Below are 22,282 nucleotides of genomic sequence, written 5' to 3' on the forward strand. Positions count from 1 at the left end.
GGTTCAAACCATAATTCTCAGATATTAAAATCTCAAAATAAAAATTATATTTTTAGCTATATCACATATCACTCTATATAGGATAACATAAATCAATTAATTAGTAATTAGATTCGCTTGTTTTATACTTGTATAAAGCGGGGACTTTGTATACATATATGTGATATAGCTATACCATACTAAATTACTTAATTTTCATTGAGCCTGTTTCTAGGAATCTAGCGTGCCAAGACAATGATTCACCAATTATATGTGGTTGATGCTTAAACTTACCCTTGCTTGCTCTTTCAAAGTAGTCCTTAAGCATTGGTTTATAATCTGGGTGAGCACACTTTTCTATGATTCTCTTAGCTCTCTCAGTTGGTGAAGTATTTCTTAGATCTGCTAAACCTTGCTCTGTAACTACAACTGCAACGTCATGTTCAGTATGATCAACGTGTGAAACCATTGGCACTACTGAAGAGATATCTCCATTTTTAGCTGTCGATACAGTTGTAAATATTGAAAGATACGCATTTCTAGTAAAATCTCCTGAACCACCAAGACCATTCATCATTCTTGATCCCATTATATTTGTTGAGTTTACATGCCCATACATATCGAACTCTATAGCAGTGTTCATTGCTATTACTCCAAGTCTTCTAGCTACTTCTGGATGATTTGAAATTTCTAATGGTCTTAAAATACAGTACTTAGAGTAGTGCTCCATGTTTTCATGTAGTCTCTTTAACCCTTCTTCAGAAGGAGTTAATGAACAACCTGAAGCTACAGTTACTTTTCCTGCATCTATTAGGTCAAACATTGAATCCTGGATAACCTCTGTATAGCAAGTTAAGTTTTCAAATTTAGACTCAACTAAACCACCTAAAACTGCATTAGCTACTGAACCAACTCCTGATTGAAGTGGTAATAGGTTCCTAGGCAATCTTCCTACTTTAACTTCATGCTCTAAAAACTCAATTATATGACTAGAAATCTTTTTAGAATCTTCATCTATAGGTCCAAGTGGTCTAACATTATCCTTAATGTCACATTCAACTATCGCTACTATTTTTTCTGGATCACAAGGAATATATGGTGTACCTATTCTATCTCCAGAACTAATAATAGGAATAGGTTTTCTATGTGGAGGGTTTTCAGTCATGTATATATCATGCATACCCTCTAGTTCCATTGGTTGGCTTGTATTTATCTCAACTATTACGATGTCTGCATTGCTAATTGCTTGTGGAGATATTCCAACAGATGAAGTTGGTATAATTCCACCCTCTTCAGTTATTGCCAAAGCTTCTACAACTGCAACATCTATTTTTCCTAAGTAACCATAGTTTATAAACTGCGCAACATGACTTAAATGCATGTCTTGGTACATAACTTTACCTTCGTTTATAGCATTTCTAGATGATTTATTAGTTTGGTATGGATATCTTCTTTTCATAACACCTGTTCTTGAAAGGGCACCATCTAATTCATCACCAACCGAAGCACCAGTAATAACAGTTAATCCTATTTTTTCTCCATTTTCTGCTCTTTTAGCTATAGCTAATGGTACTGCCTTTGGATAACCTGATGGTGTAAAACCACTAGTTGCCATTATCATTCCATCTTTTATAAACATAGCTGCTTCATCAGCTGACATTATTTTATTTCTAAGGTCTTCTCTTCTTATTCTATCTGTTATCATCACGATTCCTCCCTAATATTTACATTTTTTCAATTCTATATACGAAACTATTACTTAAATATTGATTTTTCAACAAAAAAAAGCTAGATAGACTGGAATATTGTACACAAAAACTACCAGTTATCTAACTTTCCTTCATTCATTAATAGAACAAAAGGGCATTTTGTTCCCGTAAATAATAAAGTTAAATGTGGATTAATCGAGATTTTTAGTTTTCTTCTGGTTCAAAGTTATTATCTTTAATTTGCTTGAATTTCTCATGACACGTCTTAAGCGCTGAAATTAACGCTTTTTTTGCAGATCCAAAATACTTCTCCTTTAGTGCCTTCTGGAGCTCACCATAATCATTTAGGTTCTTCCCTAGCACAAGTTCTTTAAAGAACTCCTTTGCAACCCTTGTAACTAAAGAGCAGTCTGCGTCTACAATGACACCGGTCTCCTTATTTACTATTAAGCCTACGGCAATAACTCTATAGAGCTCAGTGGCAGTTATTCCCTTTGGAAGCTTAGCATATCCGGTTAAAAAGATTTCATTAGGATCCAATATATCGCCTTCTTACTTATATAAGATTGTTTTAACTATACACTTATTTTGAAATAGAGGTTAAGTTTTTTCTAACTGTCCCCTACTCCCCATTCATTTTAACATTTTTTTAACAAGATGTGAAGTATGTTGGATATACTTTTAAGACAAAATCTTCAATTTTATAAAACCTCAATATTAATCCACATTATATCTTTATAGATAACCAATATTTACATCTACTATTCTTTTAAACTGTATCAAACTATTATTACATCGGTAAGTTGTGTAGTATGATTGTGAATATAACCATTCCAAGGAGTGCAAACGGATAAGTTGCTCCATAACCAGCTGCTGGCTCATCACTACCAACTGCATCTATAGCTGCTCCAAGTCCTGGTGTGGATGTCATACCACCACATATAGCTCCTGATAACATGATCCAATTGATTTTGAATACATATTTTCCTATAAAGAAGCCAATCATCATTGCCACTACTCCAACAACTAGAGAAACTACGGCTAAGTAAGCACCAGATCCAGTTAAGGCATCAAACACCTTGAAACCATATCTTAAACCAACTATTGCTAAGAAAAAGGCTAATGATACTTGTCTTACTACTCCTAATATTTTGTTGTTCATTCTAAAGTGTAGATTTCCAATCTTACCAATGTAGCCTAAGATAAGAGAACCAATAAGAACTCCACCTGTTGAACCTAGACTGAAATATCCAAGAGGTCCAAGGTAAACTTTAAACTTACCTAATGTATATCCAAAGAAGCACGCTACTGCAAATGCTGTTAAGTCGAAGCTTACTTCTGGAATTTCCTTCACACCTGAAGTTCCTTTAGCCGCTTCCATCTCAGCTCTAAGGTTCTTCATTTCTTCGTCAACACTAATTCCAAATATTTTAGGGAAGAAGTTTACTGCAAGTATAACTATAAGAACTCCAAATGGATATCCGATAGCATGACCTACACCAATACCAGCCTCCGCATTTTTAATAAATTGATCTCCTTGCTCTGGAGTTAGCTTATAAGTTGCCAAATCAACTGTGCTTGGATCTACACCAATATCCTTTAAGATAACTTCTTTTTCTTCCAAGCTAGCTGTATTGAATTCTTCAACCCTGTGACTTGAATGGCCTCTTGCAGTTTCTATTGCAGCTGCAAGTCCCGGTGAACTGGTAAGTGCTCCCGTATAAACACCAGATACCTCGTATGGAGTAGATTTAATATTTAATGCACCACTAAGCAGTGTCATTCCGTAGGTTGCACCTGCACCAAGTAAAGTTATTATAAATCCTAAGATTACGAATTTTGCACCATATTTCTTAAGAACTACACCCATATCCTTAGCTGCTAAAAGTCCAACGGCTGCAACGAATAGGATAAGGAATAAGTAGAAAAAGTCCTTTGGTATAACTCCTGACTTTATTAATTTAACAGCAGCCTTATTTTCTCCAAGCCCTTGAGCGTATTTAAGTGCCCACCATCCAATAACTAGACCTGAGAATAGTGTTCCTGATACTCCAAAGTTGAATTTACCAAATTTTATTTTACCGAATAGCATACCTGTAAAAACTGCTAAAAACATGAGTATAAATGGATTCAATATCCAAGCTATAATATTAAAATCTATAATTTTCATATTTTTTGCCCCCTCTTCTAAATTTTATTAATCTAAAATGAATGCTTTCTCGTATTTCTCTTTTTTAACGATCCTCCTTTCAAGCTATTTTGACTTCTTGTAATTTTATAATTACACGAAACGGCATACATAAGCCTAAAGATATAATTTATTTTCATGATTTCAATAATTATCAGCTTCCTTAATTCAAGTATCTTGCTCATAATTAATTAAAAATCTGATAATCCCATATGTCGCACCGTGTAAAATCCTATCTTATAAAAATATCTATTATTCAATATCCTTCTATACACCAATCATCACTGCTCCTACTATCTTTGATACTTCTTTCTTTCACTTTCGTACAAATTATTGCCCTCACTATCTATAACAACAATAACGGGAAAGTTTTCTACCTTTAGTTTTCTAATGGCTTCAGGCCCTAGATCATCATAGGCTACAATCTCACATTCCTTTATGGAATCAGAAATCAGTGCACCTGCTCCACCGATGGCGGCGAAGTATACTGCCCCATGTTCTTTCATACCATCAATGACATTTTGTCCTCTACTGCCTTTACCAATCATTCCATTTAGTCCAAGTTCCAACAGCGGTACAGTCAAATCGTCCATTCTGTAGCTAGTTGTCGGTCCTGCTGAACCTATTACTTGACCTGGCTTTGCAGGGGCAGGTCCAACATAATAAATTATTTGATCAGTTAGGTCTACTGGAAGATCTTCTCCTCTTTGCAAGGTGTCTATAAGTCTTTGATGGGCTGCATCTCTTCCAGTATAAATAGTTCCATTTATATATACTGTATCTCCCGCCCTTAAATCCTTAAGTTTTTCTTCTGTTAAAGGAGTAGTAACTTTTTTTACTTTGCCAGACATCTTGTATTCTCTCCTTTTTGCATAAAAATATTGTTCACGCTCTTAAAATGCAAGCTTTAAATGTAGTTTTTTTCACTTTTTTAAGCAGTTTATAACTGTAAATCAAAGTCAAATTGTACGCATATTGAAACAATCGTTTTCCTAATCATGATTACCAATTAGATAATTCTCTCCTCATGCCTCGAGGCATGACAGTTTATATTAACCGCTACAGGAAGTCCTGCTATATGGGTAGCAAAAGCTTCTATATTAACTGCAAGGGCTGTAGTTCTACCACCTAAGCCTTGAGGCCCTATTCCGAGATTATTAATCTTTTCTAAGAGTCTTTTTTCTAATTCCTTGATATACTCCGTCTCATTACTTTCACCAATAGGCCTTAAGAGTGCCATTTTTGCTATTTGACAGGCTTTATCTAATGTCCCGCCAATTCCTACGCCAACAACTATAGGGGGACATGGATTAGGTCCAGCTGCACTAACGGTTTCAATAACAAATTCTTCAACTCCACTAATTCCATCGGATGGCTTAAGCATCTTAGTTTTACTCATATTTTCACTACCAAAGCCCTTTGGAGCAAATACTATTTTTATCTTATCTCCTGGAACAATATCTATATATATTATTGCTGGTGTATTATCTCCAGTATTTTTTCTAATCAGCGGATCTCCTACTACAGATTTTCTTAGAAATCCATCTTTATACCCCTGCCTTACGCCTTCATTGATAGCCTCTTTTAAGTCTCCCCCTATCAGTCTGACATCTTGGCCTATCTCTATAAATATTACTGCCATTCCAGTATCTTGGCACATTGGAACGCTTTTTTCCCTTGCAATCTCACTATTTTTTATTAGATTATCTAAAATTTCTTTTGCTATAGGAGATTCTTCATTTTCTAGGGAAGATTCAAATGCTTTAACCACATCATTTCCTAAGTTATAGTTTGCACTTATACACATATCCTTTACAGCATCTTGAATTTCCTTAACATTAACTTCTCTCATCACCCTCACCTCCATTTTTATTATTTTCACCTATTTTGTTGTGATGCGTTGAGCTTCAAATCAAGCCGCTACTCTTCAATAGTTCCTACTTTATTTTTTGAAAAATAAAAACGACATAGGAACTAACGCTTTTTGAAAGCGAAATTCCTATGCCGTTCGACATCTAAGTAATAAGTGATGGGAAATCACTTTGATAGAAATCTGGCAACACATAGTTATTGTTTTCACAAAAATGACTGACTACTTTATACTTCATATAAAATAGGGAATGTCATATTTGTGTCTTTTATTTAATTAAATTCACTTTTTTATTAATTTATCTTAATTATACACCATTTTTTATTTGTATTCAAATATTCTCGTATTTTTTTTGATTTTTTTTCCTACTTTATCCATGATGTATTTGTGTTTTTTGTTATTTTTATAACTTATTGTTGGTAGCTTCAATAAACTTAGGTACGTCAATTATGTATCTACTATGGTATCCTTCACCAATTTTTTCTTTTTCATCATAGGCTTCAATTTTAAATTTCAATTTTTTACCCTTTATCTCTATAATCTCAGCCTTTGCTGTAGCTTTCATTCCTACAGGTGTAGCAGCTAAGTGTTTTACGTCTAAATGTATTCCAACTGTAGCAAAGTTCTCAGGTAAGTGTGGATCAACTGCCTTTAGTGCAGCATTTTCCATTAATCCAATCATCATAGGCGTAGCCAAAACTAACACTGAACCACTTCCAAAGCTTGCTGCAGTATCATTATCACTAACTACTTTATCAATTTCTGCTTTCATACCCACTTCAAGTTTAAATTCCATGTTTTTTCACTCCTCAACATAATGTATTGTTAGTTTTCTTACAGAATCATTATATCAAATTATTCAATATAAATAAAAGCAAAGGGACATCGATTCCCTTCGCTTTGATCAGATTTTTCTTTGAAAAATGACCTCAAAATTAAAAACCCTCAATTTATGAGGGTTTTTATTGTTATTATATTCAATTCATTAAAGTTATTGATTTTTACAGATTGATTAGAAGTCTATTCTTCTTCTTCATCATCACGATCTACTTTAGGCCATACATCGTCATTACCTTCAGACTTTTCTAGGGCTTCCATTCCTTCTGTAAATACAATTTCAAAGTCATCTGCATTTAAGGTTTCATGCTTTAATAATGCCTTAGCAACCTCATGAAGTTTATCTAGATTTTCAGATAAAAGTCTTTCAGCAGTTTCGTATCCATTGTCTATTATATCTCTTGTTTCCTTATCTATTTGAGCAGCTACCTCTTCTGAGTAATCCTTTTTAGAAGAGAAATCTCTTCCTAAGAATACTTCTTCACCAGATCCATAGGTCATAGTTCCAAGGTTCTTACTCATACCGTATTGAGTAACCATACTTCTAGCTATATCAGTAGTTCTCTGAAGGTCATTTTGAGCTCCAGTACTGATATCATGAAGAATTAATTGTTCTGCAACTCTACCACCTAGTAGATGAATTATTCTTTCTTCCATTTCCGTTTTAGTCATATAGTATTTATCTTCCTTAGGAAGAATCATGGTAAATCCACCAGCTCTACCTCTAGGAATGATTGTTACTTGGTGAACAGGATCTGTATTAGGTAAAAGCCTAGCAACAACGGCATGACCTGCCTCATGATAAGCCGTTAACCTTCTATCCTTTTCACTTATAACTCTACTCTTCTTCTCTGGTCCAGCTATAACTTTAGTAATAGCTTCTTCCAATGTATCCATATGAATTTTCTTTTTATCTTTTCTAGCTGAAAGTAATGCAGCTTCATTCAATAGGTTTTCAAGATCAGCAGGTGTAAATCCTGGTGTTCTTCTAGCCAATACCTTTAGGTTAACATCCTCTGCTAAAGGTTTGTTGTTTGTATGAACCTCAAGTATTGCTTCTCTTCCTTTTATATCAGGTATTCCAACTACTACTTGTCTATCGAATCTACCTGGTCTAAGTAGGGCTGGATCTAATATGTCTGGTCTATTTGTAGCTGCGATGATAATGATACCTTCATTTATACCAAATCCATCCATTTCAACTAGCAACTGATTTAGGGTTTGTTCTCTTTCATCGTGACCTCCACCTAAACCGGCTCCTCTTTTTCTACCAACTGCATCTATCTCGTCTATAAAGACTATACATGGTGAGTTTTTCTTCGCCTGTTCAAATAAATCACGAACCCTTGAAGCACCTACACCAACAAACATCTCCACAAAGTCTGAACCACTTATACTAAAGAATGGAACACCGGCTTCACCAGCAACTGCACGGGATAAATAAGTTTTACCAGTTCCCGGAGGCCCAACCATAAGAACTCCCTTTGGAATTCTTGCTCCCAATTCTATATATTTTCTCGGATTCTTTAAGAAATCTACTATTTCCTTTAGCTCTTCCTTTTCTTCATCGAGACCTGCAACTTCTTTAAATGTAACTTTTTTACTGTTTTCATCCTTATGTAACTTTGCTTTACTCTTACCGAAGGACATTACTCTGCTTCCTCCACCTTGAGATTGTTGCATAAATACAAACCAAAATACAACAAATATTAAAACCATAAATACAGAAGGAAGTATATCTATAAACCACGGAGTGCCTGCTGGAGGTTCTCCTGTAAGCTTTAATCCATTTTTTATGGCTGGAAAAATGTAATTCTGAGTAAAGGTTTCAGTATTAATTGCTTCTGGTATATAAGATGTAAAGTCTACACCCTCTGCACCTTCAACCTTCAATGTACCTTTTACCCTATTGTTGGTTAGTGTCATCTCCGCCACGTTATTATTTTCTAAATTAGTTGTAAGCTCTGAAAATGGTAAATCTTTTACTTGCTCGGGCTGTTTTGTATAAAATTGAACTATCATCAATATTATGATAAATATCAATATATAAAAGCTTGCGCCTCTAAAAAACTTTCTCAAGAATCCTCCTCCTTTCAAACTCAAAAAATTAGTCTCTTAATTTTAACATATTTTAATTTTCTAGACAACCTTCATATAAGTTATTTTAATTACTTTATCGGTTTTTATGTCAATTTTATAGTTTTCACTCATTCGATATCCCACAATCCATATAATTCCTTTTTCATCACATAATATTGGAATTTCATTTCTAATTTCTTTTGGAATTTTTTGATCAATAAAATAATCCTTTATTTTCTTCGTACCCTTCATTCCTAGGGGCTGAAATTTGTCTCCGTCTTTTCTATTTCGTATAAACAAGCCTCCTTTGACCTTATCATAATCAAGAAAAATTGTGTTTCTGCCCTCTGTGCTATTATGTCTATCAGATGAGGACACTATTTCCACTTTCATAGATGCATTTAAAGCTTCAAGAGGTGTAGTTTCATCCATATATAGTTTATACTCAAAATCACGGTTTTTAATCTTTTCTTTTATAAATTTTTCTGTTTTAACATCTATACTATTATACCCAAGCTCCACAATGATATGCCCAGGCAAATCTATCTTTGATCCAACGTTATTTCTATTTGTAAGCTTAATTATTCCTTCTATATGTTTTAAACTTATATCCTTTAGATTTCCTTTAACTTCATCGATAACTCTTCTGAGGACTCTTCTCTTCATAGAAATGTGCAACATACCAAACTTCTCCAAGTCTAGAGAGTAATTATTACTATTATTTGATATGGTTATATTCTTCAATTCTTTAGCTGCTGCTTTAGCCAGATAGTCACTATCATCTCTAAGTAAGTTAGAACTTCTCCATAGAGCATCTATAACCCGAGAATTAAAATTGTTTTCTATGTATGGTATGAGTTCTAGTCTGATTTTATTTCTTGTATATATGGTTTCTAAGTTTGTCTTATCTATTCTAGGTTTCAGATTGTTTTCCTCACAATAGTCCTCGATTTCTTGTCGTGTTATATCAAGTAATGGTCTTATTATTTTCCCATCTCTTTTATATCCTATGGCAGTAAGACCTTCTAATCCTGATCCTCTCATAAGCCTCATTAGCACAGTCTCTGCTTGGTCATTACGATTTTGCGCAACTGCAATTTTAGTTGCACCTGTTTCCTTAGCAACCTTATCAAATAATTTATATCTTAGTTCTCTTCCTGCTTCTTCAAAGGTTATACCCTTCTCTTTGCTATACTTGTTAACATCATAGGAAAATATGTAGGACTTTACTCCTATCTTTTCACAAATTTCCTCTACATATTCTGCATCCTTCTTGGCTTCTATACCTCTAAATTGATGATCAAGATGAACGACAAAGATTTTTAGGCTAAGTTCTTCACATAATCTCCACAAAAGATGCAGTAGACAAATAGAATCAGGTCCTCCTGAAACGCCTACTACAACACCTTCATTTTTTTCTATGAGTTTGTGATTTTTAATGGTTTTCAAAACCTTTTCTATTATTCCCATAGTTTATCTCTCCAACTACCATTTTTTATCCCTAATCTAGACAAAACAAAAGGACTCTATGTCCTTTAATCTTCATAAAATTTCTTTAATTATAATAATTAATATTGTAAAAAAACTTAAGGCAGTTCCTATAAAAAAAGTATTAATTACTAGGTTAACTCTATCATTATATCCTATTTTCCTTTTAAATCGAAGAGTTTTATATATTTTTTTCAATTCTGAAGTAAACTCACTAAATTCTATTCTTTTCTGATATAACCCTCTTTTTAATAATTCAACAAGGTCTCTATTTATCCTTCTTGTTTTAAGTTCATATACTATGTCTGCTACAGTCATCCTAATCAATTTCTTTTCGTCTTTAATGATTAGATTAACCATCATCATACATAGTGCGAAAAGATCATAGCCAGTATCGGCCTTTCTTGCACCCATATTCCATCTAGCTCTATCGTATAGGGGGGTGAACTCTTTTATACTACTGTCGATTTGAACTACCCCACCTAGGTCTATCACTCTAATTTTTCCTTTTTCTCTATCTACCATGATATTTTCAAGCTTTAAATCAGCAAAGATATAGCCTCTTCCATGTAGGTCATTAATCATTTCACCGATTATTATTACTATTCCCACTATTTCTCTTAAATCCAACTTATTTTTTAAAATATATTCTTTGAAGTTTTGTCCATTTATATAATCTATTACTATAAAATAGTATGTTTTCCCATCTTCCTCGTAGTCATCTAATTCAATACAATTAGGTATTGAATTGATATCAGAAAACTCAACCAATCTATTCGATTCCTTAGTGATACTTTGTAAGTCCTCAGAAACTTTTAGTGCATGGTATAATTTACTTTTTATATCTAGCACTTTATAAACAGTCCCTGTTCCACCTTCTCCTAATATCCCCATAACCTTATATTGATTCTTATTCCATTTCCCCGTTATTATTTTTCCCTTTAATCTCATTTTAAACTCTTTCATTTAAATTTAAAGCGGCTAATAAGAACAAACAACTTCGGAAATTAATCATAGTGTCGTTTATCTTTATATAGCCGCTTTCTATTCTACTAACAGATCTAAACAATGCTATCTGTAAAAAGAGGTTCTTCTTGTATTATCTCATTTGAGTTCGGGGATTTATTTGAAAATATTTCTATTGCTTTATAAATGGCAGGGGCTGTTGGAGTAGTACCATTGGGTTTCATGTCGTATATTCGCTTTTTAATATATTCAACATCATCTGTAAAATCATTAATTACATTTGTCATATCCTCATTTGTTCCTGGAAAGGCTATAACTGCAATTTCACTTTTTCCTTTCCTACTGTTAAAGGAATTCATTAGATCTAATATACTATCCCTTGCTTTATGTATTTTAGGCTTCATGCTTCCACTACAATCCATGAGTATGCAGCATTTTATATGGATTTCATCGCCTAGATTCTCAACGTATTCTATGAACTTATTTCTCTTTTGAGGTTTTATATCCTCAAGTTCTGCTCCGATGATTTCTTTTAATTGCTTATTCACTACATTATTTAGGGTCTGGTTTACGGTTCTTTGTGTTACCAGCTGAAGTGTAGCACTCAGATCTTCTATATAGGTAAGCTCCCATTGTCCTTTACCACTTTGGGCTATTCTTTGTACTTCTTCTATAGGACTTTCATCATCTTCTCCTTTGCCAACTATACCTATTGCACTTACTATAATATTATTTCGGGCAGCTTCTCTAGCCGCTATAGTTGGGTCGCCTCCTATATTGGACCTTCCATCAGTAACAACTATAATTTGATCGATTTTCATTTTGTTCATTCCCCCCAGTTTTTTTCATAGGTTGTCCATTAGTTTAGTATATGCAAATCCAACGAATTTTATACTCTAAAAGAAATAAAAACTAAGGGGTGCATCGTATCCACATTGTTTGGGTCAGATCTTTCTCCGCGAAATATACTAAAAAATGGAGCTATCTCAGAAATTCGTCATTCTGAGACACCCCCATCTATGCTATATCTTTATTTACCTGAAATAGAAAGTTCACTAATCTTTAGAGATGGAGAACCAATATATCCTCCTCCTGGGAAAGTAAACTCTAAATCATTTCCTACTTCAACAACGTTTTTCATCATTTCATAGAAATTGCCAGCAACAGTGATTTGATTCACAGCTTTGGAAATTTCGCCATTTTCTATTAGGTATCCATTGGCCGATAAGGAAAAGTCTCCTGACACAGTGTTTACACCGGCGTGAAGTCCTTGCAAACCTATTATGATTAAACCTTTTGTGATATTTCCTACCATATCATCGAATTCCTTATCTCCATTTTGTATATACATGTTTGTCGGTGCAATCGATACGGTTGATTTATATGAACCTTTATATCCATTACCCGTAGACTTTACTCCATCCTTTTTTGCTGATTTAAGATTATGGAGATAGGTTTTGAGCTTGCCATTCTCTATAACGTTCTTTCTCTCCGTGGCTACACCTTCTCCATCAAAGGACCTTGACGCCACGCCACCTTCCATATAAGGGTCATCTATCAAGGTTATGATATCACTTGCAATATTTTCCTCTATCTTATCCTTTAACATAGAAAGTCCTTTTTGAACCTTTTCAGCTGAGAAGATTGAGCTATATGCTTCTATAAGGCTTGCTGCAGCCTCATTTCTAAGAATTACTGGATAGTTATCGGATTCTATACTATCGGCACCTAGCTGAGATACCGCTTCTTTTACAGCCTCTTGAGCCAATTCTTTTGCCTTAAACTTACTAAAGTCATTTGATATCACATGTTTCATTGCGGTCTTGACATCATCGCCATCCTTAACCATAACGGATAGGTATCCATATGCAATATTTGACTTATCCTCAAGGCTTAAGCCATTAGTGTTAATTAGTGTACTATGTACTGTTTGTTCACCAAATACACAGTAATTAACCGCTTCCACCCTTTCATCTGTCTTTAGGGCCTCTGCCTCCATAGATCTTGTGAATTCTATCTTTTCCTGGTTCGAGACCTTATCTAGTTCGTCATTATAACCGTTAATTTTTTTATATTCCTTTGACCCCTCAAAGATAAACTCTTCATCATCACTATCAACGACCTTCGCATTGTCTATTACTTCTTTAATAAGCATCTCTATAGAGCTTTCATCAATTTTTTCCGTGTATGAATATCCCATCTTACCTTTATATATCCCTCTAAGAGATAGACCATCTTCGTCTGAGATATTATAGTCATCTATTTCCCCTTTAAAAACCCTTATATTAAGCTTTTTACTTCTTTGGATAAAGGCCTCCATAACCTCTATTCCCTTTTCTCTACCTCTTTCAAATAGAATCTCTACAAGCTCTCTTTTATTCATTGCCATCTCCCTTTCTTCCTCCAACGGTCATAGACTGAACTCTTATTGCTGGCTGGCCTACATTTGTCGGTATGGCACCACTTTTAGAACCACAAACGCCTTGCCCATGGGCTAGGTTACTTCCTACCATGTCAATTTTATTAAGAGTTTCTGGTCCGTTTCCGATTAAGGTAGCACCCCTTACAGCTTTGCTTATCTTGCCATTTTCAATTAGATAACCTTCTCGAACAGAAAAATTGAAATCTCCCGTTGCAGTATTTACTGATCCACCACCCATGTACTTTGCATATAGGCCGTATTCAGTATTTTCTATTATCTCTTGAAGACTTTGCTTGCCTGGAGCAATATAAGTATTTGTCATCCTTGAGGTAGGAGCATATTTGTAGGACTGTCTTCTTCCTGATCCAGTAGAATCCATTCCCATTTTTCTTCCATTTAGCTTATCAACTAGATATCCCTTTAGTATCCCATTTTCTATAAGTATATTTTTCTTCATAGGAGTTCCTTCATCATCAATGTTTTGTGATCCCCAAGCATTTGGAATTGTACCATCATCTATGGCAGTTACTACGTCAGATGCAATCTTTTCTCCTATTTTATCAGTAAACACGGAAGTCCCCTTAGCAACAGACGTAGCTTCTAATCCATGGCCACAGGCTTCATGAAAAATTACCCCTCCAAAACCATTATCTATAACAACGGGCATCTTTCCACTCGGTGAAGCCTGAGCAAAAACCATAGTCTTAGCCGTCCTTGCCGCCTCCCTAGCATATTCCTCTATATCAACGTTTTTATAAAATTCAAAACCCATATGTGCTCCCGGTCCAAAGTATCCCGATTGCATCTCACCATTTGCAGAGGCAATGGCCTCAATCATAGTCCTTGTGCGAACTCTTTTATCCTCTACAAACAGGCCTTCAGAGTTTGCAATAAGGACATTTTGTTCATAGTCTAGGTAATTAACCCTTACTTGAGAAATTACTTCGTCATAGTTCTTAGCAGCAGAATAGGCTCTCCTCATCAAATCTATCTTTTGAGAATTGAGAACGTCACTCGGAGGTACTAATATTTTATGTCTATTTTGAAGCTCTTCTTTCATAAAGTTAATACTAATATCTTTTCTTGTGTTGTCTATGGCCGCGGCAGTTTCCTTAGCCACTTTAATCAAGTTCTCCCTAGATGTGTCATTTGTATATGCATATACACTCTTTGTTCCATCGGATATTCTTATACCTATCCCATAATCCCTACCAGATATTGCATTTTCGACCTTTCCACCTACCATACCTATTGCTGTATTCAGCCTATCTTCTAAAAATATTTCAGCAAATATTCCACCGGTAGAAAGAGCCGCAATCAATACATCTTCTACTAGATTTTTGTTTAGCATTTTTTCTCCTCCCAAAATAACATTATTTACTCTTAACGACGCTTCTAATAACAGTCTTTGGTATTTTATTCCATATAAATATTTTTATGTGTATTGTTAATATTTTCTAGCAATTAATATTATATACGATTTTCGACATATAAAAAAGAGGCTGACTCATAAAGTTCTCTTATGAGTTCCGCCCCAGTGTGTTTCAAGGTTTTGAAATTCAGGCAACTTATCTCTTCCAAATCTTCGTTACTAATACCGTCATATCATCATCAATTTTGTCCTGCCTTTTTTCTATTGCCTTATCCAGTATTTCATCGGCTATAGTTTGAGGATTTCTACTGTCTGACTCTCTTAAGAGTTCTACAACCCAGTTTGAGTTATTCAAGAAGTTTTTATCTGCATCCAGTATTCCATCGGACATCGTTATTACAAAATCTCCGTCACCCAGCTTTAATATTTTACTATCTAAAAATATCTCATTTATAATTCCAGCAGGTAGCGAGGATGACTCTATAATCTCTACGTCTCCATTCCTTCTTTTAACAAATGATGATACGGCACCAATTTTTATAAACTCTACCTTCGCTGTATAAAGGTCGATTATGGATAGGTCTATTGTAGAAAAAGCCTCATCCAAAGATTTTGACATAAGTACAGAGTTAATGGTATTTATAACTATATCTTTACCAAAGCCTGCTTCCATTAGCTGTTCAAGCAAGGTTATGGTTGCTATACTTTCTTTAGCTGCCTTCTCGCCAGAGCCCATTCCATCACTCAAAGCAATCATGTATTTATTATCCTTAAGGCTTTGGAAGGAATAGTTGTCACCACTTACAGCATTGTTGTCCTTAGAAACCTTTGCTATCCCGGTGTTAACTCTATATCTTTGAGCTTCTATGAGTTGAATAACACAACCACCATCAACTAAACAGTCATTATTCTTTTTTACAATTTCCTTCCCTATAATCGATGATACAAGGGGAATGATTTGATTTTCACATATTCTCCTATTAAAGCAATTTTTCTTTTCTATATCAATTTGAAATTTACCCTTTTCGTTTTCAAGAACCGTAATGTTATCAACAAATATTTTTTCCTTATCAAAGGCTACATAAAGAGCATCTTCTACGTCCTTCTTAAATTCTACTTTAGTCGTAATCTCATTAGACAGCTCATCAATAATTTGAGCCACCCCATTAAACTGCTCTGAAACCAGCTGTCTCATCTCGAAAAGTTTTTTACTCCATTTGTATCCTACCTTATATATTTCATAGGTGGAGTTTATTTTTTCTAAAAGTTTATCCTCTTTAAGGCATTTCTTTTTTAGATACGATGGAAAATTATTTTTATGCAGTTTTCCTTGGGTATCTAGGGTTGTAATAGCATCCATTATCCCATTATATGTACTATAGAAATAATTATCCCAACAGCTTCTTTTCATACTGCAGTTTGCACATATGGAGTTAGCTATATCATTGATAAGGTTTGTAACTTCATTATTTTCAATAATCTTTTCCTTCTCGGATATTTTAGAATATGTCACAGCTAGCTCTGAAAACGCTGTTGCATACTCCCTCAATTGCTTATTAGTAAACTTTTTAATTCTTTCGCTGTACAACCTATCCATTTCAATGGTATTTATTTTAGAGTTAATGATTTTAGCCATATAACCAGATAAGGCCTTCGGAGTTACAATGAAAATAGCAAAGGAAATCAATATTTCCTCTAATTGTATAATTGTCTCAGTTGATCCATTAACATAAAAGGTTAATATAGAATTACCTAATATCATTCCTAAAGCAGATGCTGTCTTGCCCATATCTTTAAAGATTCCTGCCAACAACCCTGAGAAAGCATATATTCCTATTATAATCGGAGCTCCTGTTATGGTCATGCTGGTTATAACTCCAATAGTTACCCCTACAGCTGCTCCTATGGACGCTCCTCCATTATAGGCAAAAAATAGGGTCAATAACATTCCAATAATATTTTTTAGTGAGAATCCAAATACATTTACCTCTGATAATCCAAGTACGGCGACTGCTGCTACAATGGCAATACAAATAACTTCTTCATTAGATAATACCTTCCTGTTTGAGTTATTGGTAAGCGCAGGAACGGCATAGGATAAAATATATGTAAAAACAAATACCACAATTGCTTCAAATCCAATCATAAACAAATCATATAAATAAAAATCAGTAAAAAATACGTACCCGGCTCCTGCTAGAAATGTAATTATTGCTGTTAAAAAAGCTAATTTAAACATATTAAAGTTCAGCCCTCTAATGCCAGTCATAAATAGGAGCGCGATAGATCCCAATATAAACATATACTTATATTGATCAGGCCCAGTTGTCATTATTCCAAGTAAAACAATTACTCCTAATCCAATATTCCTTTTGTCCTTTATTATCATTATTGAGAAAAATGCTACTCCAAAGGGCATTAGCCCTTCGAGAATTGAGGCTCGTCCTAACAAAAAAGCTATTAGTGCTAAAAAGATAAAATGTCTATTTATTATATGGGTAGCTTGTCCATATTTTCGACCTACCTTTTTTAAATTTCCAGTATTTAATTTTAACATAATAAAAACACCCCCTGTTAATAAGAATTATAACAATAGGTGTCTAAAATATTTGTCAAGATGACTCTAGATATTCCAAAAACTTTAAGACATTTTATATCAGCGATAGACAAAATCAAGTGTATGCTTTTATAAATTTTATTTTCGACATCATATTTCCTAGGAAATAATAGAAGAAAGACGATTGAAGTCATTTTATCAGTAGAAAGTTATAGGTATAGCTTTTTAACGTAAAAGAAAAAGACACGGTTTTCTTTTCCGTGTCTTTTTCTTAATGGAGCTGATGATGGGACTCGAACCCGCAGCCTGCTGATTACAAGTCAGCTGCTCTACCAATTGAGCTACACCAGCATAATGGCGATCCAGAAGGGACTCGAACCCTCGACCTCTAGCGTGACAGGCTAGCGTTCTAGCCAACTGAACTACTGGACCGTATTAAAAGTTTGATTATTTGCCTCTAGGCAAATAATTTGGTGGGCGCAACAGGACTTGAACCTGTGACCCCCTGCTTGTAAGGCAGGTGCTCTCCCAGCTGAGCTATGCGCCCTTAATTAGATTAAGATGCCTGGAGCATGCTAGGATTTGATCATTATCTCCAGTTTTAATTTGTGGTAGCGGCGAGTGGACTCGAACCACCGACCTTTCGGGTATGAACCGAACGCTCTAGCCAACTAAGCTACGCCGCCACAATGGTGCCGGGGACCGGAATCGAACCGGTACGGTCTTTAAGGACCGCAGGATTTTAAGTCCTGTGCGTCTGCCAGTTCCGCCACCCCGGCGGGATATTTTTTATCAGCGACAAGTAATATAATACAACATTTTTTACCCTTTGTCAATAAAAGACTACATATTTTTTTATCCATATATAGGAATATCCTGTCTCGGCTATTTCTTGTTTATATTTTCTTTCTCCCAATAAATATAGCCTTCAAGGTTATCAAAGTCACTGATTCTTATTTTCTCGATATTTAATGCTGTAAGTATTTCATATAAAATTTTACTTCCAGCCAAAATAATATCAGCACGCTTCGGTTGCAGTCCTTTAAACTTTCTACGCTCATCATTATCGCAGAGCTTAAAACGATCAACCATATTACTTATTTCTTCAATTGTTAGATTATAGTTATGGACTTTCTCTCTATCATAAATTTCTAGGCTTTGAGCTATTGCTGCCAAGGATGTAGCTGTACCGCCTATCCCTGCAACCTCTTTTATTTCAAATTTCTGTAAGTCTCCAACTATTTCATCTATTATTCTTCTTATATCATCTGCTAAACTATCCATTTCAATATCAGAAATAGGATCGGTGTCTATATGCTTATCTGTCATTCTAACAGCTCCAACATTTAAGCTCTTGGAGAATCTTATACCCTTACTATCTCCAAATACAAACTCGGTACTTCCCCCACCAATATCTATAACTAATACATTATCTACCTGTTCATCTATTCCATTAATAACTCCTATAAATCCTAATTCAGCCTCTCTTTCACCACTAATCACTTCAATATCTAAGCCTAGCTCATCTTTAGCTCTTTTTAGAAAGACTTCTCTATTTACAGCATCCCTAACGGCACTAGTTGCGATTATCTTAATGTCATCTATTCCATTGCATGAAGCCTTGTCTTTAAATTTCTTAAGTGCGGCGATACTTCTCTCTATAGCCTCTTTAGATAATGTCTTTGTTCTGTCTACCCCTTCACCTATTCTGGTCATTTCAAGGATTTTTTCATTCTCAATTATATATCCATTTTCAAGCTTTGCAGTAAGCATTCTTATAGAGTTTGTCCCAATGTCAATGACACAACATTTTTCCATAATATTTACTTCTCCTTTACGGCTTGTTTACATATATAAAACCGGGAAAAAATTCCCGGTATTATCTATTAATTATTCACCACTTCTATTAAAGCCATTGCCTCTTCTGTTGCTGGCACTCTTCTTCATGGTTTTCAACTTTTCATCGCTGTCTTTCATAAACTTTGACAGCATATCTTCAAAGCCACCGCCTTGCATCTTTGAACCATGTGATTTCGAACCATGTGATCTAGATCCGTAAGGCTTAGATCCTCCTTGTGGTCTAGACCCGTAAGGTTTAGATCCATAGGATTTAGATCCTTGTGGTTTAGATCCATAGTTTCTTGAGCCTTGATCATTTTGTGGCTTGTTATATTTTGGTCTTCCTTCATTCTTCTGATATTCAGGTTTTCTTTCTGCTTTCTTTACTTCCGGGTCGATGGCTTTTCGTATTGAAAGACTCACCTTCCCCTTACCATTCGTCTCAATAATCTTAACCTTTACTACCTGTTGTTCCTTTAAGTAATCTTTTACATTCTTTACGTACTCATCAGCTATTTCTGAAATATGACATAGTCCAGTATTCCCATCTGGCAGTTGTATGAAAGCTCCAAAATTTGTAATACCTGTAACAGTGCCATCAACTACCTTACCAATTTCCAAGGCCATTAAAAACCTTCCTCCTTAATTTTTTTTACGTTATTACCTCACATCAATTATATTTTATCATACCAACTATGTCAATATAACTTTTATCAGGTATCTCGCACTTTAATTTAATCTGACTGCTTTTCATCTTGAATAATGTATATTATCTCATTTTGCTTTACCATTTTCAATTTTTCTCTAGCTGTTTTTTCAATAAACTCTGGATTCGCACTTTCTTTGGATTTCTTTTCCATCTCACTCACTTCTTCTTTTAGTTGATCAGCTCTCTTTTGCAATTGCGTTTCTTCTTTTTGCAGATCTCTTAGTTTTATCTCTTGATTCACTATAGTTATTGATAAATATGCCAATAAGCCGCCTAAAAAAAGCAAAGCAATTCTATTTCTTTTTAAGAAGCTTCCCTTTCTTTTTTTTCTATTTTTACCCATAGCTTCACATCCTTAGATATGGTTTAACTTCAGCTCTATCTAAAGATATTCTATGAATTTATTGTTTTTCCTTCAAGTATCTCATATTATTCTATATTATTTCTTCTCTAACATCATCTTAGAGTACTTTCTTATTTCCTGAAGAATCCTATTTGGAATTCTTCTAATTCTTCTAATCTTAATGATTATTGGTTCCAAGGTCTTACGGACTTTCTTCAAAGGGTATATTAATAGTTTTATGTAGTGGATGAAAGCACCTCTTATTTTATTATAAACATAATGGATTATTCCTCTTATGGTTTTTAATACCTTATTAATGGTTTTTACAACTATCCTGCTTAATAGTAGATTGTATATTAAAGCTCCTACCATAAATCCTAGTAGAGAGTATGCTCTTAGCTGTCCATCATTACTGTATACCAGAACATGTATTGCTACTCCAGAAATAACAATCCAAAACAATAGGTCCTGTATTATGGCGACAATTTTATTAGGTTGTAGTATGGTCCTATATATCTTATAGACATCATACATGAATCCAATAACCACGCCTCCATAAAAAGTAGCTAAAAAAATATATAATTGATAATATACAAATGTAGACATATATCTTCCACCTCAATACAAGAACAAAGATTGCTGAAAACTATGATTCTTTTATTTGAACATCTTTCCAAGGAAGCCTATGCCTTTAGACCCAATGTCCTCTTTATCACTATATACAATAGAGTTAATATAACCTTCTATCGATAGATTTCCATCATCTAGGTTTAATTTCTTTATATCAAGTTCTGCTCCCTTTATGGTCATATTACCTTGTACAGTAACTAGAATGATTAGGTCAGGATTAAAGCTTGTGACGTGTTCTACACCAGAAACACTCATTTTTTTTCTATTCTCTAATACTACGTTATGAGATCTATTACTCATATTACTTATATTTCTCCTTTCTTCCAAAAAGACACCTCCCTCTCTTATAAGGATATGATACAAGTTTTAAATATATTACTATTTAACAGAGGTGCCTAAAGGAGCTAGAAAATTAGAGCAAAGGCTTTTATAAAGATTCTCAAAAATGTTTATAATTTTCTATGTGTTATAAAACAAAGGGTGTTTCAGAATGATGAATTATATTACTTGTAATTCATACATTCTGAAACACCCTAAGGCTTAAATTCATAAGATACCTTCACTAGATATCTCTTACGGTAAATTTCTATTCAATTATTCGATACATTTCCTTAGCACCATCTTTAGTAACGTGCTCTTTCAAATCCAGAATCTCGGCCTTAATGGTTCTTGTTCCAAACTCAATAACAATGATATCTCCTGCTTCTACTTCTGTTCCAGGCTTAGCGTTTTTATCATTCACTTTAACTCTACCCTGTTCGCAGGCTTCTTTAGCTACAGTCCTTCTTTTTATAATTCTAGAGTTTTTTAAAAACTTGTCTACTCTCATAAAAACAACTCCTTTTGAATTCAAAAAGTAAAAATTCAAGGGTATCGAACCCTTTCGTTTTGGTCGCATTTTTCTTCGAAAAATGACCTCAAAAAGAAAAAAGCAGCTAAGCTGCTTTTCTTTTTTAAATCTTACTCATTTACCATGTCTTTTAATGCTTTACCAGCTTTGAAAACAGGTGCTTTTGAAGCTGGGATTTCAATTACTTGCTCAGGATTTCTAGGGTTTCTTCCTTGTCTTGCCTTTCTTTCTCTTACATCAAAAGTACCAAATCCAACAAGTGAAACCTTTTCTCCAGCTACTAATGATTCCTCAACACTCTTCATAAATGCATTTAAAGCAGCCTCTGCATCTTTTTTTGTTAACTCTGACTTTTCAGCCATGCTTGCAACTAATTGTGCTTTGTTCATAATTTAACCTCCTTAGATTAATCTTTAGTTTTCAATATAATTCTATTTCATTACG

20 protein-coding genes and 5 tRNA genes are annotated in these 22,282 nt (G+C 34.4%); all 25 read right to left on the bottom strand.

What is annotated here, in order from left to right; all coding sequences use genetic code 11:
• Positions 1-184: 184 nt before the first annotated feature.
• Positions 185-1,684 carry an acetyl-CoA hydrolase/transferase family protein gene (locus R9X47_RS14030; protein ID WP_432667488.1) on the bottom strand — a complete coding sequence of 500 codons (1,500 nt, stop codon included), beginning with the start codon at positions 1,682-1,684 and terminating at the stop codon, positions 185-187.
• A 208-nt stretch (positions 1,685-1,892) separates the two neighbouring features.
• Positions 1,893-2,228, bottom strand: a complete 336-nt coding sequence (locus R9X47_RS14035) for a DUF3870 domain-containing protein (protein WP_432667489.1) — start codon at positions 2,226-2,228, stop codon at positions 1,893-1,895.
• 250 nt (positions 2,229-2,478) lie between these two features.
• Complete coding sequence (locus tag R9X47_RS14040; RefSeq protein WP_432667490.1) at positions 2,479-3,858, bottom strand: hypothetical protein; 1,380 nt, start codon at positions 3,856-3,858, stop codon at positions 2,479-2,481.
• A 311-nt stretch (positions 3,859-4,169) separates the two neighbouring features.
• A complete protein-coding gene (locus R9X47_RS14045) occupies positions 4,170-4,727 on the bottom strand; it encodes a Fe-S-containing hydro-lyase (RefSeq protein WP_432667492.1) in 558 nt (185 codons plus the stop codon).
• Positions 4,728-4,885: 158 nt separating this feature from the next.
• Complete coding sequence (locus R9X47_RS14050) at positions 4,886-5,728, bottom strand: fumarate hydratase (protein WP_432667493.1); 843 nt, start codon at positions 5,726-5,728, stop codon at positions 4,886-4,888.
• 421 nt (positions 5,729-6,149) lie between these two features.
• Positions 6,150-6,542, bottom strand: coding sequence for a thioesterase family protein (locus R9X47_RS14055; protein WP_432667494.1), 393 nt, complete (start codon positions 6,540-6,542; stop codon positions 6,150-6,152).
• 224 nt (positions 6,543-6,766) lie between these two features.
• On the bottom strand, positions 6,767-8,605 hold the full coding sequence (gene ftsH, locus R9X47_RS14060) for an ATP-dependent zinc metalloprotease FtsH (RefSeq protein WP_432667634.1): 1,839 nt from the start codon (positions 8,603-8,605) through the stop codon (positions 6,767-6,769).
• 117 nt (positions 8,606-8,722) lie between these two features.
• Positions 8,723-10,132, bottom strand: a complete 1,410-nt coding sequence (gene tilS / locus R9X47_RS14065) for a tRNA lysidine(34) synthetase TilS (protein ID WP_432667495.1) — start codon at positions 10,130-10,132, stop codon at positions 8,723-8,725.
• 72 nt (positions 10,133-10,204) lie between these two features.
• Positions 10,205-11,101 (bottom strand): protein kinase domain-containing protein, encoded by an 897-nt coding sequence (locus R9X47_RS14070; RefSeq protein ID WP_432667496.1) that lies wholly within the window; start codon positions 11,099-11,101, stop codon positions 10,205-10,207.
• A gap of 110 nt (positions 11,102-11,211) precedes the next feature.
• A complete protein-coding gene (locus tag R9X47_RS14075; RefSeq protein WP_432667497.1) occupies positions 11,212-11,937 on the bottom strand; it encodes a VWA domain-containing protein in 726 nt (241 codons plus the stop codon).
• 209 nt (positions 11,938-12,146) lie between these two features.
• Positions 12,147-13,505 (bottom strand): TldD/PmbA family protein, encoded by a 1,359-nt coding sequence (locus tag R9X47_RS14080; protein ID WP_432667498.1) that lies wholly within the window; start codon positions 13,503-13,505, stop codon positions 12,147-12,149.
• Positions 13,492-14,889 (bottom strand): TldD/PmbA family protein, encoded by a 1,398-nt coding sequence (locus R9X47_RS14085; RefSeq protein WP_432667499.1) that lies wholly within the window; start codon positions 14,887-14,889, stop codon positions 13,492-13,494. Before R9X47_RS14085 ends, R9X47_RS14080 begins: the two co-directional genes overlap by 14 nt.
• 217 nt (positions 14,890-15,106) lie before the next feature.
• Positions 15,107-17,467 (bottom strand): stage II sporulation protein E, encoded by a 2,361-nt coding sequence (spoIIE, locus tag R9X47_RS14090; RefSeq protein WP_432667500.1) that lies wholly within the window; start codon positions 17,465-17,467, stop codon positions 15,107-15,109.
• Positions 17,468-17,742: 275 nt separating this feature from the next.
• Positions 17,743-17,818 (bottom strand) — tRNA-Thr (locus R9X47_RS14095).
• A gap of 4 nt (positions 17,819-17,822) precedes the next feature.
• A tRNA-Asp gene (locus tag R9X47_RS14100) sits at positions 17,823-17,899 on the bottom strand.
• Positions 17,900-17,938: 39 nt separating this feature from the next.
• Positions 17,939-18,014: transfer RNA gene (locus tag R9X47_RS14105), tRNA-Val, on the bottom strand.
• A gap of 62 nt (positions 18,015-18,076) precedes the next feature.
• A tRNA-Met gene (locus R9X47_RS14110) sits at positions 18,077-18,153 on the bottom strand.
• Positions 18,154-18,157: 4 nt separating this feature from the next.
• Positions 18,158-18,246, bottom strand: a tRNA-Leu gene (locus R9X47_RS14115).
• A gap of 106 nt (positions 18,247-18,352) precedes the next feature.
• Positions 18,353-19,285 (bottom strand): Ppx/GppA phosphatase family protein, encoded by a 933-nt coding sequence (locus R9X47_RS14120; RefSeq protein ID WP_432667501.1) that lies wholly within the window; start codon positions 19,283-19,285, stop codon positions 18,353-18,355.
• A 72-nt stretch (positions 19,286-19,357) separates the two neighbouring features.
• Positions 19,358-19,933 carry a S1 RNA-binding domain-containing protein gene (locus R9X47_RS14125; protein WP_432667502.1) on the bottom strand — a complete coding sequence of 192 codons (576 nt, stop codon included), beginning with the start codon at positions 19,931-19,933 and terminating at the stop codon, positions 19,358-19,360.
• 107 nt (positions 19,934-20,040) lie between these two features.
• Positions 20,041-20,358, bottom strand: coding sequence for an FtsB family cell division protein (locus R9X47_RS14130; RefSeq protein WP_432667503.1), 318 nt, complete (start codon positions 20,356-20,358; stop codon positions 20,041-20,043).
• A gap of 96 nt (positions 20,359-20,454) precedes the next feature.
• Positions 20,455-20,964 (bottom strand): spore cortex biosynthesis protein YabQ, encoded by a 510-nt coding sequence (gene yabQ, locus R9X47_RS14135; RefSeq protein WP_432667504.1) that lies wholly within the window; start codon positions 20,962-20,964, stop codon positions 20,455-20,457.
• A 51-nt stretch (positions 20,965-21,015) separates the two neighbouring features.
• Complete coding sequence (gene yabP / locus R9X47_RS14140) at positions 21,016-21,315, bottom strand: sporulation protein YabP (protein WP_432667505.1); 300 nt, start codon at positions 21,313-21,315, stop codon at positions 21,016-21,018.
• Between the two features lie 259 nt (positions 21,316-21,574).
• Positions 21,575-21,817: an RNA-binding S4 domain-containing protein gene (locus R9X47_RS14145; RefSeq protein WP_432667506.1), complete on the bottom strand. Its 243-nt coding sequence runs from the start codon at positions 21,815-21,817 to the stop codon at positions 21,575-21,577.
• Between the two features lie 131 nt (positions 21,818-21,948).
• Complete coding sequence (locus R9X47_RS14150) at positions 21,949-22,227, bottom strand: HU family DNA-binding protein (protein ID WP_432404972.1); 279 nt, start codon at positions 22,225-22,227, stop codon at positions 21,949-21,951.
• Between the last annotated feature and the right edge of the window lie 55 nt (positions 22,228-22,282).

This window comes from Wukongibacter baidiensis (genome assembly GCF_050888315.1).
GTDB classification, from domain to species: domain Bacteria; phylum Bacillota; class Clostridia; order Peptostreptococcales; family Caminicellaceae; genus Wukongibacter; species Wukongibacter baidiensis.

Excerpts from the sequence above, each read along its gene's own strand:
- R9X47_RS14085 (WP_432667499.1), bottom strand. The coding sequence starts at position 14,889 with ATGCTAAACAAAAATCTAGTAGAAGATGTATTGATTGCGGCTCTTTCT.
- R9X47_RS14045 (WP_432667492.1), bottom strand. The coding sequence starts at position 4,727 with ATGTCTGGCAAAGTAAAAAAAGTTACTACTCCTTTAACAGAAGAAAAA.
- R9X47_RS14120 (WP_432667501.1), bottom strand. The coding sequence starts at position 19,285 with ATGGAAAAATGTTGTGTCATTGACATTGGGACAAACTCTATAAGAATG.
- R9X47_RS14070 (WP_432667496.1), bottom strand. The coding sequence starts at position 11,101 with ATGAGATTAAAGGGAAAAATAATAACGGGGAAATGGAATAAGAATCAA.
- R9X47_RS14145 (WP_432667506.1), bottom strand. The coding sequence starts at position 21,817 with ATGAGAGTAGACAAGTTTTTAAAAAACTCTAGAATTATAAAAAGAAGG.
- R9X47_RS14030 (WP_432667488.1), bottom strand. The coding sequence starts at position 1,684 with ATGATAACAGATAGAATAAGAAGAGAAGACCTTAGAAATAAAATAATG.
- tilS (WP_432667495.1), bottom strand. The coding sequence starts at position 10,132 with ATGGGAATAATAGAAAAGGTTTTGAAAACCATTAAAAATCACAAACTC.
- R9X47_RS14050 (WP_432667493.1), bottom strand. The coding sequence starts at position 5,728 with ATGAGAGAAGTTAATGTTAAGGAAATTCAAGATGCTGTAAAGGATATG.
- R9X47_RS14055 (WP_432667494.1), bottom strand. The coding sequence starts at position 6,542 with ATGGAATTTAAACTTGAAGTGGGTATGAAAGCAGAAATTGATAAAGTA.
- R9X47_RS14075 (WP_432667497.1), bottom strand. The coding sequence starts at position 11,937 with ATGAAAATCGATCAAATTATAGTTGTTACTGATGGAAGGTCCAATATA.
- yabQ (WP_432667504.1), bottom strand. The coding sequence starts at position 20,964 with ATGTCTACATTTGTATATTATCAATTATATATTTTTTTAGCTACTTTT.
- ftsH (WP_432667634.1), bottom strand. The coding sequence starts at position 8,605 with ATGATAGTTCAATTTTATACAAAACAGCCCGAGCAAGTAAAAGATTTA.
- R9X47_RS14125 (WP_432667502.1), bottom strand. The coding sequence starts at position 19,933 with ATGGCCTTGGAAATTGGTAAGGTAGTTGATGGCACTGTTACAGGTATT.
- R9X47_RS14040 (WP_432667490.1), bottom strand. The coding sequence starts at position 3,858 with ATGAAAATTATAGATTTTAATATTATAGCTTGGATATTGAATCCATTT.
- spoIIE (WP_432667500.1), bottom strand. The coding sequence starts at position 17,467 with ATGTTAAAATTAAATACTGGAAATTTAAAAAAGGTAGGTCGAAAATAT.
- R9X47_RS14080 (WP_432667498.1), bottom strand. The coding sequence starts at position 13,505 with ATGGCAATGAATAAAAGAGAGCTTGTAGAGATTCTATTTGAAAGAGGT.
- R9X47_RS14130 (WP_432667503.1), bottom strand. The coding sequence starts at position 20,358 with ATGGGTAAAAATAGAAAAAAAAGAAAGGGAAGCTTCTTAAAAAGAAAT.
- R9X47_RS14150 (WP_432404972.1), bottom strand. The coding sequence starts at position 22,227 with ATGAACAAAGCACAATTAGTTGCAAGCATGGCTGAAAAGTCAGAGTTA.